This window comes from Curtobacterium sp. MCPF17_018, from assembly GCF_003234135.1.
Taxonomy (GTDB): Bacteria; Actinomycetota; Actinomycetes; order Actinomycetales; family Microbacteriaceae; genus Curtobacterium; species Curtobacterium flaccumfaciens.
This window is the reverse complement of record NZ_QKSJ01000001.1, coordinates 59,109-77,147: the sequence shown is the minus strand read 5'-3', so window position 1 is coordinate 77,147 and position 18,039 is coordinate 59,109. Positions and strand designations below refer to the sequence as shown.

At 72.3% G+C, this 18,039-nt stretch carries 15 protein-coding genes; 9 read left to right on the top strand and 6 right to left on the bottom strand.

The window, feature by feature from the left end:
* The 5 genes from DEJ27_RS00345 to DEJ27_RS00325 form a co-directional block, all read right to left on the bottom strand.
* The gene (locus DEJ27_RS00345) at positions 1 to 924 is read right to left on the bottom strand and encodes an ROK family protein (RefSeq protein WP_027467215.1); all 924 of its coding nucleotides are present in this window, start codon (positions 922 to 924) and stop codon (positions 1 to 3) included.
* On the bottom strand, positions 921 to 2,606 hold the full coding sequence (locus DEJ27_RS00340; RefSeq protein WP_110858557.1) for an ABC transporter ATP-binding protein: 1,686 nt from the start codon (positions 2,604 to 2,606) through the stop codon (positions 921 to 923). The genes DEJ27_RS00345 and DEJ27_RS00340 overlap by 4 nt, the downstream gene beginning before the upstream one ends.
* On the bottom strand, positions 2,606 to 3,499 hold the full coding sequence (locus DEJ27_RS00335) for an ABC transporter permease (protein WP_111090110.1): 894 nt from the start codon (positions 3,497 to 3,499) through the stop codon (positions 2,606 to 2,608). Before DEJ27_RS00335 ends, DEJ27_RS00340 begins: the two co-directional genes overlap by 1 nt.
* Positions 3,496 to 4,455, bottom strand: a complete 960-nt coding sequence (locus tag DEJ27_RS00330) for an ABC transporter permease (RefSeq protein WP_027467218.1) — start codon at positions 4,453 to 4,455, stop codon at positions 3,496 to 3,498. The genes DEJ27_RS00335 and DEJ27_RS00330 overlap by 4 nt, the downstream gene beginning before the upstream one ends.
* 93 nt (positions 4,456 to 4,548) lie before the next feature.
* Positions 4,549 to 6,342: a peptide ABC transporter substrate-binding protein gene (locus DEJ27_RS00325; protein ID WP_110858555.1), complete on the bottom strand. Its 1,794-nt coding sequence runs from the start codon at positions 6,340 to 6,342 to the stop codon at positions 4,549 to 4,551.
* A gap of 227 nt (positions 6,343 to 6,569) precedes the next feature.
* Here DEJ27_RS00325 and DEJ27_RS00320 point away from each other — a divergent pair, with 227 nt between their 5' ends.
* The 5 genes from DEJ27_RS00320 (at position 6,570) to DEJ27_RS00300 (ending at position 12,916) form a co-directional block, all read left to right on the top strand.
* Positions 6,570 to 7,754 carry an ROK family protein gene (locus DEJ27_RS00320; RefSeq protein WP_027467220.1) on the top strand — a complete coding sequence of 395 codons (1,185 nt, stop codon included), beginning with the start codon at positions 6,570 to 6,572 and terminating at the stop codon, positions 7,752 to 7,754.
* Positions 7,747 to 9,303, top strand: a complete 1,557-nt coding sequence (locus DEJ27_RS00315; protein WP_110858554.1) for a M81 family metallopeptidase — start codon at positions 7,747 to 7,749, stop codon at positions 9,301 to 9,303. The genes DEJ27_RS00320 and DEJ27_RS00315 overlap by 8 nt, the downstream gene beginning before the upstream one ends.
* Positions 9,300 to 10,037: a copper homeostasis protein CutC gene (locus tag DEJ27_RS00310; protein ID WP_110858553.1), complete on the top strand. Its 738-nt coding sequence runs from the start codon at positions 9,300 to 9,302 to the stop codon at positions 10,035 to 10,037. Before DEJ27_RS00315 ends, DEJ27_RS00310 begins: the two co-directional genes overlap by 4 nt.
* A 178-nt stretch (positions 10,038 to 10,215) precedes the next feature.
* Positions 10,216 to 11,646 carry a M20/M25/M40 family metallo-hydrolase gene (locus DEJ27_RS00305; protein WP_110858552.1) on the top strand — a complete coding sequence of 477 codons (1,431 nt, stop codon included), beginning with the start codon at positions 10,216 to 10,218 and terminating at the stop codon, positions 11,644 to 11,646.
* 7 nt (positions 11,647 to 11,653) lie between these two features.
* The gene (locus DEJ27_RS00300) at positions 11,654 to 12,916 is read left to right on the top strand and encodes an MFS transporter (RefSeq protein ID WP_111090109.1); all 1,263 of its coding nucleotides are present in this window, start codon (positions 11,654 to 11,656) and stop codon (positions 12,914 to 12,916) included.
* 117 nt (positions 12,917 to 13,033) lie between these two features.
* Here DEJ27_RS00300 and DEJ27_RS00295 read toward each other — a convergent pair whose 3' ends face one another.
* On the bottom strand, positions 13,034 to 13,678 hold the full coding sequence (locus DEJ27_RS00295; protein ID WP_258369753.1) for an ATP-binding cassette domain-containing protein: 645 nt from the start codon (positions 13,676 to 13,678) through the stop codon (positions 13,034 to 13,036).
* Positions 13,679 to 13,728: 50 nt separating this feature from the next.
* Between DEJ27_RS00295 and aztB the strand changes: the two genes are divergently transcribed.
* From aztB to DEJ27_RS00275, 4 genes are read left to right on the top strand one after another with little or no spacing between them, the layout of a single operon-like run.
* Positions 13,729 to 14,622, top strand: coding sequence for a zinc ABC transporter permease AztB (aztB, locus tag DEJ27_RS00290; protein WP_111090108.1), 894 nt, complete (start codon positions 13,729 to 13,731; stop codon positions 14,620 to 14,622).
* Entirely contained in the window at positions 14,619 to 15,833 is a 1,215-nt protein-coding gene (locus tag DEJ27_RS00285) for an ABC transporter (RefSeq protein ID WP_110858549.1), read from the top strand. Before aztB ends, DEJ27_RS00285 begins: the two co-directional genes overlap by 4 nt.
* Positions 15,830 to 16,732: a metal ABC transporter substrate-binding protein gene (locus DEJ27_RS00280; RefSeq protein WP_258370266.1), complete on the top strand. Its 903-nt coding sequence runs from the start codon at positions 15,830 to 15,832 to the stop codon at positions 16,730 to 16,732. The genes DEJ27_RS00285 and DEJ27_RS00280 overlap by 4 nt, the downstream gene beginning before the upstream one ends.
* Before the next feature lie 26 nt (positions 16,733 to 16,758).
* Positions 16,759 to 17,940 (top strand): hypothetical protein, encoded by a 1,182-nt coding sequence (locus tag DEJ27_RS00275; RefSeq protein WP_110858919.1) that lies wholly within the window; start codon positions 16,759 to 16,761, stop codon positions 17,938 to 17,940.
* The last annotated feature ends 99 nt before the right edge of the window (positions 17,941 to 18,039 follow it).

The window sequence follows — 18,039 nt, the reverse complement described above, 5'->3', positions numbered from 1 at the left end:
CTACGCGGTCTCCGGCTCCAGCACGCGCGCTCGCACCTGCGCCGCCGCGCCGAGTGCGACGGCGTCGGACCCGAGCGTCGACTGCGCGAGCCGGATCGTCGCCCCGCTGACCGGCGGTTCCGCGGCGATCGCCGCCGTGATGGCCGGTTCGAGCAGGTCCCATGACCGTGCGATCCCGCCGCCGATCAGGACGGTCGTGACGTCGAGGATCCCCGCGGTCAGCAGTGCGGCACGGGCCAGGCCCCACCCCGCGGTGGCGAAGACGGCGGCCGCGTCGGCATCTCCGCCGCGCGCGGCGACGGCGACGTCCCGTGCCGAGAGCATCCGCCCGGAGCGCTCGGCGTAGCGGTCGGCGATGCCGCGTGCGCCCGCGATGGTCTCCAGGTGCCCGGTCTGTCCGCAGGTGCACCGGGCGTCGCCGAAGCCGGGGACGTGGCCGATCTCACCGGCGGCGCCGCGCGGGCCGGCGAAGAGCCGTCCGTCGAGCACGAGCGCACCGCCGACGCCGGTACCGAGGGTCATGCCGAGCACGTCGGACTCCCCCACGACCGCGCCGGTGGCGATCTCGCCGAGCAGGAACGCGTTCACGTCGTTGTCGAGGGTCGCGGGGACGCCGAGGGCGTCCGTCACCGCCCGGGTCACGCCGTACCCGGCCCAGCCGGTGAACGAGTTGCCGGTGACCAGGACGGTTCCCGTGGTCCGGTCGACGACACCGGCCGCGCCCACCCCGACACCCGCCAAGGAGGCCCGGTGCGTCTCGAGCAGACCCGTCACGGCCCCGAGTGCGGCCGTCACGATCGCCGCCCCGCCCGCGTGCGCGGGCGTCGGCAGGTCGAGGCGGTCGATGACCTCGAGGTCGGGCGTGGTCAGGACGACCTTCGTGTTGGTGCCGCCGACGTCGACCCCGGCCAGGACCCGGGTCACGCGGTCACCGCCGCGAGCGAGGCGAGGCGCGCGGTCCGACGCTGCCGTTGCAGGACCGGGTCGGGCACCGGTACCGCTGCGAGCAACCGCCGGGTGTAGTCGGTGGTGGGGTGCAGCAGCGTCGTGCCGGTGGTGCCCTGCTCCTCGACGACGCCCTGGCGCATCACCACGACGCGCTCGGCGAAGTGCTGCACGACGGCCAGGTCGTGTGACACGAACAGGCACGCGAACCCCAGGTCGTCCTGCAGCTCGCCGAGGACCTCGAGCACGGTCTCCTGCACGCTGACGTCGAGCGCCGAGGTCGGTTCGTCGGCGACGAGCAACCGCGGTTCGAGCACCAGCGCCCGGGCGAGCGAGACCCGCTGCCGCTGCCCGCCGGAGAGCTCACGCGGCGCACGGGACGCCAGGGTCCGTGGCAGCCGCACCGCGTCGAGCACCTCGTCGATGCGGCGACGGCGGTCGGCCGAGGACATCCCGCGACGGTGCACGGCGAGGGGTTCCGCGATGCACTCGGCCACGGACATCCGGGCGTCGAGGGACGCCACCGGGTCCTGCAGCACGACGCCGATGCCGGAGCGGAGGGCACGACGGTCACGGCCCTTCGCGGTCCGCAGGTCCTGCCCGAACAGCGACACCGTGCCGGACGTCGGCTTGATGAGCCCGAGTGCCACCCGGGCCGCGGTCGACTTGCCGGAGCCGGACTCGCCGACCAGGCCGACGGTCTCACCGGCGTGCACCGCGATGTCGATGCCCGCGAGCGCGTGGACGGCACGCGCCCCGCGCCCGAACGTCACCGAGACGTCCCGCAGGTCGACCACCGGGGCCGCACCGGGCCTCCCGGCCGTCTCGGTCCCCGTGTCGGTGACGGGAGCCGACGGACGATCGCCCGCCACGTCGAGCCGCGGCACCGCGGCGAGCAGCCGCTTGGTGTACTCGTGCTCGGGGCGGAGCAGGACGTCCTCGACCCCGCCGGTCTCGACGATCTCGCCCTGGAGCATGACCGCGACCCGGTCGGCGAAGTCCGCGACGACCCCCATGTTGTGCGTGACGAGCAGCACGCCGGTGCCGGTCTCGACGGCGAGCGCACGGAGCAGCTCGAGGATCTCGGCCTGCACGGTCACGTCGAGGGCCGTGGTCGGCTCGTCCGCGATGAGCAGCTTCGGCGCGTTCGCGATCGCCATCGCGATGACCACGCGCTGGCGCTGCCCACCCGACAGCTGGAAGGGGAACGACCGGGTGCGCGACTCGGGGTCGGGGATGCCGACGCGACGGAGCAGGTCGACGGCCTCGGCCGCGGCGGCGGACGCGGAGACGTCACGGTGGTTCCGGATCACCTCGGCGATCTGCGCACCGACGCGGGTGAGCGGGTCGAGGGCGGTCGCGGGCTCCTGGAAGACCATCGAGACGGTCGAGCCCCGCAGTGCCCGGAGCGCGGGTTCGGGTGCACCGACGACCTCGTGCCCGGCGACGACGGCACTGCCCGAGGCCGTCGCGTTGCCGGAGAGCAGCCCCATCGCGGCGAGTGCGACGGTGGACTTGCCGGAGCCGGACTCGCCGACCAGGGCGAGGGTCTCGCCGGGGGCGACCGACAGGGACACCCCCCGCACGGCGTCGACGGTGCCGGACTCGGTGCTGAAGGTGACGCCGAGGTCGGTCGTCTCGAGGATCGGTTCGGTCGTCATCAGCGGCCCCGTACGTCGAAGGCGTCCCGCAGTCCGTCGCCCACCGCGTTGAACGCGCAGACGACCAGGATCACGGCCAGACCCGGCGGCACGATGAGCCACCAGCGTCCGGAGTAGGCGGCGGTGAGATGCGCCGAGAGCATGCCGCCCCAGTCCGTCGCGGGCGGCTGCACGCCGAGCCCGAGGTACGAGACGTAGGCGACCAGCAGGATCGCGTCGGCGACCTGGAACGTCGCCGCGACGACGATCGTCGACACCGAGTTCGGCAGCAGGTGCTTGCCGATCGCGCGGGCGTGCGAACCGCCGATCGCGCGCAGCGTCAGGACGTAGTCGCGGTTCTTGAGCGACAGGGTCTCGGCGCGGATCAGGCGGGACGGCACGAGCCACGACACCAGGCCGAGGATGACGATGAGGCCGCCGACCCCGGGGTTCGTGATCGCCGAGATGACGAGCAGGATGAACAGGGCCGGGATCGCGATGCCGGCGTCGACGACGCGCATCATCAGCGCGTCGACCCAGCCGCCGACGTACCCGGCGACGGAGCCCCACAGCGTGCCGACGACGGTGGCCAGGACCCCGGCGGCGATGCCCACCATCAGGGAGACCTTGCCGCCGTACATCAGGCGACCGAGGACGTCGTGGCCCACGGCGTCGGTGCCGAGCCAGTGCGCGGCGCTCGGGCCCTGGTTGGCCTGCTCGAGCAGCGTGTGGGTCTGGTCGGTCGGGTACACGAACGGGCCCACGAAGCAGAACAACACGATGACGACGATCAGGGCGAGGCCGATCACGGCGAGGGTGTTGCCCCGGAACCGGCGGGCGGCGAGCCGGAACCCGGTGGCCGCGACGGTGACGGGGGCGCCCGGGGCTTCGGGGGCCATCTGGACGGCGGTCATGCGCGGCTCGCCTTCACTCGCGGGTCGATCAAGGACTGTGCGACGTCGGCGAGCAGGGTGCCGATGACGGTCGCGATGGAGATGACGAGCACGCAGCCGAGCAGCGTCGGGTAGTCGGAGGACTGTGCGGCGTTCCAGAACAGCAGCCCCATGCCGGGGTAGTTGAACAGCTGCTCGGTCACCAGGGCGCCGCCGAACAGCACCGGCAGGTAGTACCCGAGCATCGCGACGACCGGGGTCAGCGAGTTCCGGAACACGTGCCGACGCAGGATCGTCGCGGTCGAGGCGCCGCCGGCACGGGCCGTACGGACGTAGTCCTCCTGCAGGTTCTCGAGCGTCGAGGCGCGCATGTACCGACTGAACACCGCGATCATCGCGAGGGCTCCGGTCACCACGGGCAGCACGAGTCCGGCGGGGTCCTGGAACACCTCGGCCAGGGTGGTGCCGCTCGGCGCCTGGGACGGCAGCCACGGCAACTGCTGGCTGAAGACGATGATCAGGACGAGACCGAGGAAGAACGCCGGCGTCGAGTAGAAGACGAACGCCAGGGCGGTGGCGGCGTAGTCGACCGCTCCGTTGCGGCGGGCCGCCTGGAGCATCCCGACCGGGATCGCGACGACGAGTCCGAGCACCGCGGAGATGCCGGTGAGCACGAGGGTCTTCGGCAGGCGCTCGGCGATGAGCTGCGAGACCGGCTCGTTGAGCGTGTACGAGGTGCCGAGGTCGCCGGTCAGCAGACGACCGAGGAACCGCAGGTACTGCACGGGCAGCGGCTGGTCGAGCCCCTGCGCCTGGTTGAACTGGGCGATCTGCGTCGGGGTCGCGGAGACGCCGAGCACGCCGCGGGCGGGGCCGCCGGGCAGCGCGTGCAGCAGGCAGAACACCACGACGGTGACGATGAGGATCACCGCGAGCGCCTGCAGGACGCGCCTGGTGAGGTAGAGAGCTGTGGTCATGCGGCTTCCGATGGTCGGATTGGAGACGTGCGAGGGACGGAAGGCGCGGGGCGCGTCGGACGCGCACCGCGCCTCCCGTCCGTGGTCACGGTCTTACTTGTTCCACTTCCACTGGGCCGGGTGGAAGTTGGCGAGCGAGTCCTGGTCGAAGCCGGACAGGCCCTTCTTGACGACCGAGATCTGGTAGTCGGGGCTCGGCAGCCAGATCACCGGAAGGTCCTTCGCGACCGCTGCGCTGTAGTCCTGCACGGCGGTGGCGTCGGTCGAGGTGGTGGTCGCGTCGATCAGGGAGTCGACCTGTTCGTTCGAGTAGCTGCCGAAGTTCGCCGAACCGCCGGTCTGGAAGAGCGACTCACCGGTCGGGTAGGCCGGGAAGTACCAGCTGCCCGCGGTGCCGAAGAACGACAGGTCCCAGTCGCAGCTGGCCTCGTCCGAGGTGCAGGTCGGGGTCTGCGACAGCACGCTCGACACCGGTGCCGTCTTGATGGTGAAGTCGATGCCGGTCTTCGCGAGCGAGGACTGGATCGCGCTCATCATGTTGTCGGTCACGGTCGAACCGGACTGCGACAGCACCTGCATCGAGAACTTCGTGCCCTGCTCGACGCCCTCGCCGCACTGGCTAGCGGACGTGCCCGGGTCGGTGCAGACCATCGTGCCGCCCTGCTCCTTCCAACCGTGGCTGGTCAGCAGGTCCTTGGCCTTCGAGGTGCTGAACGGGTACGGGTTCGACTTCTGCACGTCGGAGACGTAGTCGGACTCCTGCGCCTGCGGGATCGGACCGTACGTCGAGGTGGCGGTGCCGTTGAAGACGACCTTCGACAGCGACGTCTGGTCGATCGACATCTGGACGGCCTGACGGGCGTACAGCTGCTTGAAGACGGCGCCCATCGTCGGGTTGTTGAAGTTGTACGGCATGTACGTGATCGCCCAGCCGGTCCACGGCTCGACCTCGTAGCCCTTCCCGGTGAAGGACGACTTCTGGTCCATGTCGGTGGCGTTGATGTAGCCGTAGTCGACCTCGCCCGAACGGACGGCGTTCACCTCGGCGTCGGCGGTGGTGAAGGGCAGCAGGTTCACCGTGGTGATCGACGGCTTCTCACCACCGTCGTACTTCTCGTTCGCGGTCAGGGTGACCTTGCCGGCCGTGGTGAAGGTCTTGACGCCGTAGGGGCCGGAGATGGTCTTCCACAGGTCGTCGGTGGCGTAGTCGGAGATCTTGCCGGCGGCGGTGTTGAGGTACTTCCACACCTGCTTCGCGCCGGCGGTGGTCTCGTCGGCGTCGGTCACCTTCGCGGTCGCGCTGGTCTTGTCCCAGGCGTGCTGGGGCAGCGGGATGATGTGGCTCAGCTGGTTGGCGAGCATCCAGTCCGCGTTGTAGGCCTTGTCGAACGTGATGGTGAAGTGCGTGTCGTCGACGGCCTTGAACGACGTCCAGTTGTCCGGCGCCTTGCCCTTGGAGTACGAGCCCCACTGGTCCTTGTTCGCCTTGATCAGGTTGAACCAGAACCCGACGTCGCGGCTCGTGATCGCCTCGCCGTCCGACCAGTGCCGGTCGCCGAGCGTCATGGTGACGCTCTTGCCGTCGTCGGCGAACTGCGCGTCGGTGGCGACGGAGCCGGCCTTGTTCCACGCGATCTTGCCGGTGGACCCGTCGTACGCGACGAGCGGCTCGTACAGCGACTGGGCGATGGAGCCGTTGTTCGTGTTGAGGTGCGCGGCGGTGCCGATCGGCAGGATCCAGTTCGGCGTGAAGTTGGCGGGGAGCGCGTAGTCGATCTCGTCGGTCGATCCCTGCGAGGCGTTGCCGCCTCCGGAACAGCCGGCGAGCAGCGCGCTCACGGCGATCGCAGCTCCGGTGAGGAGCGCCCAGCGACGGGGCTTGGACATGCGGTGTCTCCTTGTGCGAGGGACTTCGGGGAGGTGGAGCACGGGTGCCGAGCGGCACGAGGACAGTCAAGGACCAAAGCGATTGGAAAAACAAACATCTCGATGTAAAAACTGCGTTACTGCGGAACGGACGAAAGGGTGGACTGCTCGATCCGCCCCGTAGGCTCGCGGCAGAACGGACCACCGACCGGTGTTCCGTTCCCGTTCCGCCCGGATTGGAGAAAGTCGTGGCCGATCTCAGCGCCCGCGTCCTGGAGCTCGTCGCCTCGGGGCAGGCCGCCAGCCGGACCGAGATCGCGAAGGTGCTCGGAGCCGCTCCCTCGACCGTCTCGCACGTCGTCGGCCAGCTCCTGGAGCACGGGATCCTCGCCGAGGAAGGCACCGACGTCTCGACCGGCGGTCGCCCCCGCAAGGTGCTCCGCATCGGCGGCGTCGACGAGTACGCGGTCGCCGCGGACGTCGGTGGCGGGCACGCGCGCATCGGCGTGGTCCTGCCAGGAGGCGCGCTCGAGTCGGTCGCGAACGTCCCGTTCGCGCTCTCCGACGGTCCGACCGCCGGGCTCCAGCGCCTGGCCGCGCTGCTCGAGCGGCTCGCCGACGACCGTGGTCGCGAGGGACTGCGGGGCGTCGGGCTCAGCCTGCCGGGGCCCGTCGACGTCGTCGCCGGCGTCGTGGACCTGCCCAGCCGGATGCCGGGGTGGAACGGGTTCCCCGTGGCCGCGTGGCTGAGCGACCGGTTCGGCCTGCCGGCGATCGTCGACAACGACGCGAACTGCATGGCGGCGGGTGAACAGACGGTGCAGGACCCTGCTCGACGCCAGACCATCACGATCAAGGCCGGGTCGGCGATCGGCGCGGGCATCGTCATCGACGGTCGGCTCTACCGCGGGTCGACGGGGGCCGCCGGGGACATCACGCACGTGCGGATCGACGCCGCCGGGGACACCCCGTGCTCGTGCGGCAACACCGGCTGCCTCGAGACGGTGGCGTCCGGGGCCGCCCTGGTCCGGATCCTGTCGAACGCCGGGGTCGACGTCGCCTCGACCGCCGACGTCGTCCGGCTCGCCTCGGACGCGCATCCCGAGGCCACCCGTGCCGTTCGGATGGCGGGCAGGTACCTGGGCGAGGTGCTCGCCGCCAACGTGAACTTCTTCAACCCGGACGCCGTGTACCTGGGCGGCATCCTGTCGACCCTCGACCCGTTCATCGCCGCCGTGCGGAGCCAGCTCTACGAGAGCTGCCACCCGCTGATGACCCAGCACCTGGCCATCGAGCCGGTGTCGCTCGGCGCCGATGCCGGGCTCGTCGGCGCCGGGCAGTTCGCGCTGCAGCGGGGCCTCGCCGCCTCGCTCGAGGAGCTCTCCGCACCCATCCCCCAGTCCACCACCAGGAACAGGAGCGTCCGTGTCTGAGACCGGCCCCGTCACCCCCGCCGTCCCCGTCGCCCCCGCTGGCGCCCGTCGTCCGGTCATCGCGATCGCCGGCCTGGCCATCGAGACGTCGACGTTCACACCGACCCGGACGCACGCCCCCGCGTTCCACCCGGACCGCGGGGACGAGGCCGTCGCCCGGTACCCGTTCCTGGCGACCATGGCGGACCGGGCGGACTTCCGCGGGGCGCTCATCGGGCACGCGCTGCCCGGCGGGATCGTCGACCGGGCATCGTACGAAACCCTGGCCGACGAGATCGTGGACCGGCTGCGTGCGCTGGGTCCGGTCGACGGGCTCTGGTACGACATCCACGGCGCGATGGTGGTCGAGGGACTCGACGACGCCGAGACGGACCTGCTCGGCCGCATCCGCCAGGTCGTCGGCCCCGACGTCATCGTGTCCGCGTCGATGGACCTGCACGGCAACGTCACGCGCGAGCTCGCCCACCGGGTCGACCTCGTCACCTGCTACCGGATGGCCCCGCACGAGGACACCCTCGAGACGAAGGAGCGCGCCGTCCGGAACCTCGTCGACGTGCTCACCGAACGACCCGTCGGTGCGCAGCGCCCCGTGAAGGCCTGGATCCCGATCCCCGTCCTGCTGCCGGGCGAGCAGACCTCGACCCGTCTCGAGCCGGCGAAGTCCCTGTACGCGCAGGTCCCGCTCGTCGAGCAGACCGAGGGCGTGCTCGACGCCGCGATCTGGGTCGGGTACGCGTGGGCCGACCAGCCCCGCGACCAGGCCGTCACCGTCGTCACCGGGTGGGACGAGGTCGCCGTCGCCGCCGGTGCCGAGCGGCTCGCGGCGGCGTTCTGGGACGTCCGCGAGGACTTCGTGTTCGTCGCCCCCACCGGCACGTTCGACGAGTGCCTCGACGCCGCGCTCGCCCCGGGCGCCGCGAAGCCGTACTTCGTCTCGGACTCGGGCGACAACCCGACGGCCGGCGGCTCCGGGGACATGACCTGGGGCCTGACGCAGGTGCTCGCCCGCCCGGAGTTCCAGGACCCGTCGGGCCCGACCGTCATCTACGCGAGCGTGCCCGGACCGGCCGCCGTCGCCGCTGCGGTGGACGCCGGCGTCGGTGCGACGATCACCGTGACCGCCGGCGCCGAGGTCGACGACGTGCACGCTGGTCCGATCACGATGACCGGCCGGGTGCACGCGATCAAGCACGGTGACCGCGACGCCGAGACGGAGGTCGTGCTGCAGGTCGGCAGCGTCTTCGCGATCCTGACCAAGCTGCGGAAGCCCTACCACCACGAGCACGACTTCACCGACCTCGACCTGGCGCCGCGGCAGGCGGACGTCGTCATCGTGAAGATCGGGTACCTCGAACCGGAGCTGTTCGACATGTCCGCCGACTGGATGCTCGCGCTCACCCCGGGCGGTGTCGACCAGGACCTGCTGCGCCTCGGGCACCACAGGATCGAGCGCCCGATGTTCCCCTACGATCGAGTGTTCCCGACGGCACCGGACCTCCGCGCCCGCATCGTCCCCGCCTCCAACGAACCGCTCGGAGCCCCTGCATGAGCACCACCGCCGCACTCGAGATCGCCGTCACCTCACCGGCGGGTGCGATCACCGCGCGGGACGGCGGTGCCGACCGCGTCGAACTCTGCGTCGGGCTCGAGCTCGGCGGGCTCACCCCGTCGCAGGCCCTGGTGGAGACGACCCACGAGACCGGGATCCCGGCGCACGCGCTGGTCCGCTGCCGTCCGGGCGGGTTCGTGCACTCCCCCGACGAGGTCGAGCTCATGGTGCGCGAGGTCCGCACGGTCCTGCGCTCCGGGGCCGCCGGCGTCGTGGTCGGTGCCCTGCGCCCCGACCGGACCCTGGACGAGGACGCCCTCCGCCGCTTCGTGGACGCCGCCCGCTCGGTCAGCGCCACCGCCGAGGTCACCCTGCACCGTGCGATCGACCACGCGACCGACCCCGTCGCCGCTGCCGGGTCGCTCGCGGCGCTCGGGTTCACCCGCGTCCTGACCTCGGGGGCCGCCCCCACCGCGGTCGCCGGCGCCGAGACGATCGCACGCATGGTCGAGGCCGCCGGGCCCGTGCAGGTGATGGCCGGCGCCGGGGTCACCCCCGCCGACGTCCGCGCGCTGCTCGCCACCGGTGCCGCCGCCGTGCACCTGTCGGCCAAGCGACCGGCCGCGGACAGCGCGCACGCCGGGGTGCCGATGGGCGCCGGGGACGACGGCTCCGCGCACTTCGTCACCGACGCCGAGGTCGTCGCGGCCGCGCGGCGCGCGCTCGACGCCTGAGTCGTCCCGGACCCGCACCGGGTCCCCGGACCCACACCGCGCTCCGGACCCGCACCGGGTCGGTGGTGCGGCGCGTGGCGGACGCGCACCGCGCCTCCAGGCCAATCCGTGACCACCCGGAGGGACCCGCTCCTACGGTCGACACCACCTGACCGAACGGAGAACCGTGTCCGCTCCCGTGACCGACAGCACCGAACCCGACACCCGTCGCGCCGAGGTCGCGCGGTTCCTCGAGGAGCGCCGCGAGCACCTGGTGCGGCAACTCAGCGAGTGGGTCCGCATCCCGTCCGTCGCATCGCAACCCGAACGGGCGATCGACGTCGACCGGTCCGCGCACTGGCTGGCCGGAGCGATGCGCGAGGTCGGCCTCGAGACCGAGATCCTGCAGGCCGGTCCCGCACCGGCCGTGTACGCCGAACTGCTCGTCGACCCGGCGCTGCCGACTGTGCTCGTCTACAGCCACCACGACGTGCGGCACGCGAAGCCCGAGGAGTGGCACGAGACCTCACCGTGGGAACCCGCGTTCCGCGACGGACGCCTGTACGGGCGAGGGGCGTCCGACGCGAAGGGACAGGTGCTCGCCCACCTGTGGGGGCTGCGCGCGCACCTCGCCACCCGACCCGACGGCACCCCGGCCGTGAACCTCAAGTTCCTCGTCGAAGGAGAAGAGGAGCTCGGCTCCAGCCACTTCGCCGACCTGCTCGACGCCGAGCAGGAGCGGCTGGCGTGCGACGTCGTCGTGTTCTCGGACACCCTGCAGTGGAAGGCCGGCAACCCCGCCGTCGTGACGTCGATGCGTGGCATGACGGGCGCGACCCTCACCGTCACCGGGCCCGCACGCGACGTCCACAGCGGCGCCGTGTCCGGCCCCGCGCCGAACCCGGTGCACGCGCTCGTCACCGTGCTCGCGGCCCTGCACGACGACCAGGGCCGCATCACGATCCCCGGGTTCCTGGACGACGTCGACGCGCTCACGGACGAACGCCGTGCCGAGCTGCAGGCACTCGACTTCGATCCCGACGTCTGGGTCGAGCGCACCGAGACCGGAGCGATCACCGGCGAGGCGGGGTACTCGGTCGAGGAGCGCCTCTGGGCACGACCCTCGATCGAGGTGCTGACCCTGCTGGCAGGCGACCCCACCGGGTTCCCACGAGCCGTGGTCCCGCGCGAAGCCACCGCCGAGATCAGCATCCGGACCGTGCCGGGGCAGCGCGTGCAGGCCGTCGCCGAGCAGCTGCGCCGGTTCGTCCGGGACACGATGCCCGACGGGGTGGCCTACGAGCTGACGATCCCCGAGGAGACCGGCCAGGATCCGTACGTGACCCCGTCGGGCCCCGAGCTCGACGCGCTCGTGCGGGCGATGGAACTCGGGCACGGCACCGAGACCGCCGGGCGGATGGGCAACGCCGGGGGCGGTCCCGCGGAGCTGCTCGGCCGGGTGTTCGACGTCCCCGTCCTGTTCGTCGGCACGGGACTGCCGGAGGACCACTGGCACTCCAGTGACGAGAGCATCGACCTGCGGACCCTGCTCGACGGCGCGGCGACGATCGCGCACCTGTGGAGCGAGCTCGGTGCCGAGGGGAATGGACTGCAGCACTCCGGGGCTTGATGTCCCCATGACATCGTCAGCAGAACGCCGCGGGTGGCTCAGCGTCACGTCCGTCGCACTCGGGTCGTTCGTGCTCGTCCTGTCCGAGTTCCTGCCCATCGGGCTGCTCCCCGCCATCGCCGACGACCTCGACGTCGGCATCGGCACCGCCGGTCTGATGGTCGTCGCCACCGGACTCGTCGGAGCCGTCGCGGCACCGGTCGTCACCGTCCTGACCTCGCGACTCGACCGCCGGGTGGTGCTCGTGTCCCTGACCGTGCTGCTCGTGGTCGCCGACGGCCTCGCCGCGATCGCGCCGTCGTTCTGGGTGCTGCTCCTCGCACGGATGCTGCTCGGTGTCGGCATCGGGGGCTTCTGGGCCATCGGCGCCGGGATCGCCGGGCGACTCGTCCGGCCGGAGCTGACGATCCGCGCGACCTCGCTCATCACCGCCGGCGTCTCCGTCGCGACCGTCGTGAGCCTGCCGCTCGGCGCCCTGGTGTCGTCGCTCGCCAGCTGGCGCCTCGGCTTCGTGATCGGCGGGGTGCTCGGTCTCGTCGCGCTCGTCCTGCAACTGGCGATGCTGCCGAAGATCCCCGCGCAGCAGCGGGTGCGGTTCGCCACGCTCGGGTCGCTGCTCCGCGTGCCCCGCGCCCGGGTCGGGCTCATCGCGGCGGCCTTCGTCTTCGCAGCCCAGTTCGCCGCGTACACCTACATCGCGCCGTACCTGCAGCAGCTCGTCGGCGTCGGCCCGGACACCGTGACGATCGCGCTGCTGGTGTTCGGCGTCGCGGGCATCGTCGGGAACTTCGCCGCGGGCTTCACGCTCGACCGCAGTGTCCTCGCCACCATCGGGGCGTCGAAGTTCGTGCTCGCGGCGGCCGTCGTGCTGCTGCCGCTGCTCGCCCACTCCGTCGTGGGGGTCTTCGTGCTGCTCGTCGTGTGGGGCCTGGTGTGGGGTGCGCTGCCGCTCGGGATGCAGACGTGGATGTCGACGGCGTCGCCGGCCGGGTCCGAGACCGGGCTCGCGCTGTTCGTCACGACGATCCAGCTCGCGATCGCCGCCGGTTCGGTGCTCGGTGGTGCCGCCGTGTCGTCGTTCGGTCTGGCTGCCGACTTCTGGCTGGCCGGCGGGGTCGCGATCGTCGGTGCCGTCGTGCTCGTCGCGATGGGGCTGCGGAAGTCGAGTGCCGTGCCGTCGGTCGAGCCGGTCGCGGCCGACCACGTTGCCGCCGAGCCGGTCGCGGCCGACCCGACGCCGACCGCTCCCGTGGCCGTCGCCTGCCCCTGACGCCGGTCGGGGACTGGTCGGGGGCGGTCGGGACCGGTCGCAAGACACCGGTGTTCGCGCGTTGAACACGTGCAGACCGCGGTTCAACGGGCGAACACCGGTGTTTTGCGGAATCGGTCAGGTCAAGGCGACGACGCGGTCGGCCGCGACGATCGCGGCGGGGTCGTGGGCCGCGTGCACGACCACGACCCCTGCCGCGGCCTCGTCGGCGAGCGCCGCCACCACGAGCGCCGCCGACTCGGCGTCGACCCCCGCGGTCGGTTCGTCCACCAGCAGCACCCCGGCCCGCTGTGCCAGCCCGAGCGCGACGAGCGCGCGCTGACGCTGCCCGCCTGACAGCTCCTCGATCGGCCGGTCTGCCAGGTCGAGGACCGCCATCCGCTCGAGCTGCGCGTCGACGATCACACGGTCGGTGCGTCCGAGCGGCCGCCACCACGCGCGGTGCCGCCACCGCCCCATCGTCACGGCCGCGCGGACGGTGAGCGGGAGCGTGGTCGGCGGCACGGACTGGGTCACGTAGGCGACACCGTCGGACGGGAGGCCCGTCACCCTCCCGGCGGTCGGCCGCACGACGTCCGCGACCACGTCGAGCAGCGTCGACTTGCCCGAGCCGTTCGGTCCGGTGAGCGCGGTGACGACCCCGGCGGGGAACGTCACGTCGAGCGCGTCGAGGACGGTCCGGTCGCCGAGGACGGCCGTCACGCGGTCCAGGTGGACGGCGGATCGGGGCTCGGTCGGCTCGGTCGGCTCGGTCGCAGGCACCTGAGCACGCTATCAGTATCGATACTCGTTTTCATGTAGCGTCTCGGACCGTGACCTGGCTGACCGATCCGTTCTCCGTCGACTTCATGGTGCGCGCCCTGGTCGGCGGCTCCCTGGCGGCGGTCCTCTGCGCCGTGGTCGGCACGTGGGTGCTGGTCCGGGGCATGGCGTTCCTGGGCGAGGCACTCTCGCACGGCATGCTGCCCGGCGTCGCGATCGCCACCCTGACCGGGATCCCGCCGGTGCTCGGCGCCGCGGTCAGCGCGGGCGTGATGGTGCTCGGCATCGGGGCACTGCGACGTCGTGCCCGGCTGTCGTACGACACCTCGATCGGCCTGCTCTTCGTCGGGATGCTCGCGCTCGGCGTGATCATCGTGTCGTCCTCGCGGTCGTTCACCACCGACGTCACCGCCATCCTGTTCGGCGACGTCCTCGCCGTGACCCGGGCCGACGTCGGCGGCCTTGCGATCGCCGCAGCCGTGGCCCTGGCCGTCGCCGTGGCGTTCCACCGACCCTTCACCGCGCTGGCGTTCGACACCCGCAAGGCCACGACGCTCGGACTGCACCCACACCTGGCCGAGGTCGTGCTCATCGGGCTCGTCACCCTGGCGGTCGTCGCCTCGTACCGGGCCGTCGGCACCCTGCTCGTCGTGGGCCTGCTGCTCGCGCCGGCGGCCGCCGCCCGCGCCTGGACCCGGCACGTGGCCTCGACGATGCTCCTCGGCGCCGGCATCGGTGCCGCCGCCGTGCTCGTCGGGCTGCTCGTCTCCTGGCACGCCGGCACCGCCGCCGGCGCGAGCATCGCCGCGGTCGCCGTCGGCAGCGTGGTGGCCTCGCGCACCCTGGCCGTCGTCGTCCTGCGGCGCACCCCGATCCCCACACCGGCGCGCGCGGCCGCGCCGGCAGCACCACGATCCGCCGCACCGTCTCGAGAGGGAGCATGAAGCACTCGACCACCAGCCGCGCCCCCGCGCGCCTCCTGTCCACCATCGGCCTCGCCACCGGCCTGGCCCTCACCGTCACCGCCTGTTCCACGGGCACCCCGTCGGCCGACAGCTCGACCGGCACCGCCCGTCCCCACGGTTACGTGGCGGGCGCGAGCGAGTCCCAGGAACCCCAGGTGGGCCTCCTGGCCGTGTCGGCGACCGGCGCGACCGCGCTGCACGACCTGCTTGCCGAGGAGACCACCGAACTCGAGGACGTGGACGCACCGGAGCACTCGGCGACCGACGGCCGGTTCCTCGTGACGAGCGGTGCCGACCGCACCACGATCGTCGACGGCGGGTCCTGGACGGTCGACCACGGCGACCACACGCACTACTACGCCGCCGAGCCCCGGGTCGTCGGCACGATCGACGGCGGCGGCCGGGTCGCGGTGCACTCGTCCGAGACCATGACGACGATCACCTGGCCGGACCGGGCCGAGGCCGTCGTGCTCGACCGCCAGGCACTGGGCCAGGGCGAGGTCGACGAGACCGCCCGGATCGACGCGAGCGTCCTGCTGCCGATGGGCGAGCAGCTCGTGGCGGCCGACGGCGACACGGTCCGCGTGCTCGACGCGGACGGCGAGGCGACCGACGCCGCCGACACCGCTGAGCAAGCGTGCACCGACCCCGCCGGCGGGATCGTCACCCGCGCCGGCGCCGTCGTGGGCTGCGCCGACGGAGCGGTCGTGGTGGACGACGCCGGCGAGACCTCGTTCGTCGACCTGCCCGACGGCGCCGAGCGTCCGACGGCCTTCGCCGCACGTGCCGGTCGGCCCACCGTCGCCGGACTGGCCGGCACCACCGGGTTCTGGTTGCTCGACGTGCGACAGGGCTCCTGGCGGCTCGTGCCGACCGACCGCCCACTGCGGGCCGTGGTCGCGGTGGACGACGAGGACGAGCACGTGGTCGGGGTCGACGACTCCGGGCGGGTGATCGTCGTGACCGCCTCGACGGGGAAGGTCGCCACGACCGAACCACTGATCGACGCCCGAGCCGGCGACACCGGCACCGACCCCGCACCGCTGCTGCAGCTCGACGCCCAGCGCGCCTACCTGGCCGACCCCGCGGACGGCACCGTGCACGAGATCGACTTCGCCGACGGCGCCCGGGTCGCCCGCACGATCGAGCTCCCCGTCGCCCCCGTCGCCTTCGCCGAGGTCGGACTGTGACGGGCACCAGGGCCCTGACCGCGGGCCTCGTCGCCGCGGTCGTCGCCCTCGTCGCCACCGGGTGCACCACCGCAGGCTCCGACCGCCCCCTCGTCGCGGTGACCACGAACATCCTCGGTGACGTCGTCAGCGAAGTCGTCGGGGACCAGGCCGATGTCATGGTCCTCATGCCCCCGGGCGCCGACCCCCACTCGTTCGAGGTCTCCGCGCAGGAAGCCGCACGACTGCGGAGCGCCGACCTGGTGGTCGAGAACGGGCTCGGGCTCGAAGAAGGGGTCGCCCGCCACGTCGCGGCGGCGGCCGAGGACGGCGTGCCGGTCTCCACCGCCGGAGACGCGTTCGACCCGCTGGAGTGGACCACCGAGGACGACAGCGGGCCCGACCCGCACTTCTGGACCGACCCCGCCCGGATGGTCGACGTGGTCGAGGCCCTTGACCAGGACCTGCGCGACGCCGGGATCGAGCCGACCGGCACCGACGCCTACCTGGACGAGCTCCGCGACCTGGACGACACGATGACGACCGCGTTCCGTGCTGTGCCCGAGGAACGCCGGGCGCTCGTCACGAACCACCACGTGTTCGGCTACCTGGCCGACCACTACGGGTTCCGGGTCGTCGGGGCGGTGATCCCGAGTGGGACCACCCTGGCCTCCCCGAGCGCCGCCGACCTGCGCGACCTGGCCGCCGCGATCGACGGGGCGGGAGTCCGGACGATCTTCGCCGACGCCTCGCAGCCCGCGCGACTGGCCGAGGTGCTGGCGGAGGAGGTCGACCTGCACGTCGAGATCCGACCCCTGGCGACGGAGTCCCTCACCGAGGACGGCGACGCCGCCACCTACCTCGGGATGATGCGCTCGAACACCGAGGCCATCGTCGACGGCCTGTCGATTGGTAATTGAGAATGAGAATCAATACAGTGAGCGACATGACGAACACGAAGACGCTCCGGGTCGTGTGGCCCGCCGCCCTGCTCGGCGCCGCCGCCCTGGCCCTGACCGGGTGCGCGACGAACACCGCCGACGCCGGGTCCGAAGACACTGCGACCCCGAAGGCCGACGGGACCCGCATCACCCTGACCTACGACGGTGGCCTCCTCGTCCTCGACCAGGACCTGCAGGTCGTGGCCGACGACGCGATCGACGGCTTCACCCGGGTCAACCCGGCCGGTGACGGACGCCACGTGCTCGTCACGGTGCCCGAGGGCTTCCGGGTCCTCGACACGCAGGCCGAGCCGGCCCTGACCGACGCGGTGTTCCCCGCCGACACCGGCGGCCACGCGGTCGTCCACGGCGACACCACCGCACTGTTCGCCGACGGCACGGGGGACGTGACGACGTTCGACCACACCGAGCTCGACGGCGCCGAGCTGCCCGAGGTGGAGACGACGAAGTCCGAGGCGGCCCACCACGGCGTCGCGATCGAGCTCGAGGACGGCACGCTCCTGACGACCATCGGCACCGAGGAGAGCCGGTCCGGCGTGCGCGCCCTGGACGCCGACGGCGAGGAGATCGCCCGGTCCGAGGAGTGCCCCGACGTGCACGGCGAAGGTGCGGTCACGGGTGAGGTCGCGGTGTTCGGCTGCACCGACGGCGCCCTGGTCTACGACGACGGCGCGTTCGAGAAGATCGACGCCCCGACCGAGTACGGCCGCACCGGCAACCTGTTCACCACCGAGGACTCGTCCGTCGCGGTCGGCGACTACAACGACGACCCCGACAGCGAGGGCTACCTGCTCGACCAGATCGCCCTGATCGACGCGGCCTCGGGCGAGTACACCGTCGCCGACATGCCCGACGGCGTCGGCTTCACCTTCCGCGACCTGGCCCGCGGCCCCGGCGACGAGGCCGTCGTGCTCGGCTCCGACGGCGCGCTGCACACCTTCGACGAGACCACCGGCGAGCAGCTGGAGTCGTACCCGGTGATCGACGCGTGGGAGGGCCCGGCCGAGTGGCAGGACGCCCACCCGGCCCTGAAGGTCGAGGGCGACGTCGCCTACGTCACCGACACCGCCGAGCAGAAGGTCCACGCGGTCGACCTGACCACCGGCGAGGTCATCGCCTCGAGCGACGAACTGCCGGGCGTGCCCAACGAGATCGCGGTCGCGTAGGGCTGGAACCGACCCGAGACGCGACAGGAGGCCCGTGGCGATCCCGCCACGGGCCTCCTGTCCGCTTTCAGCGCGTGGACCGCGCGACGTCAGCCGCCG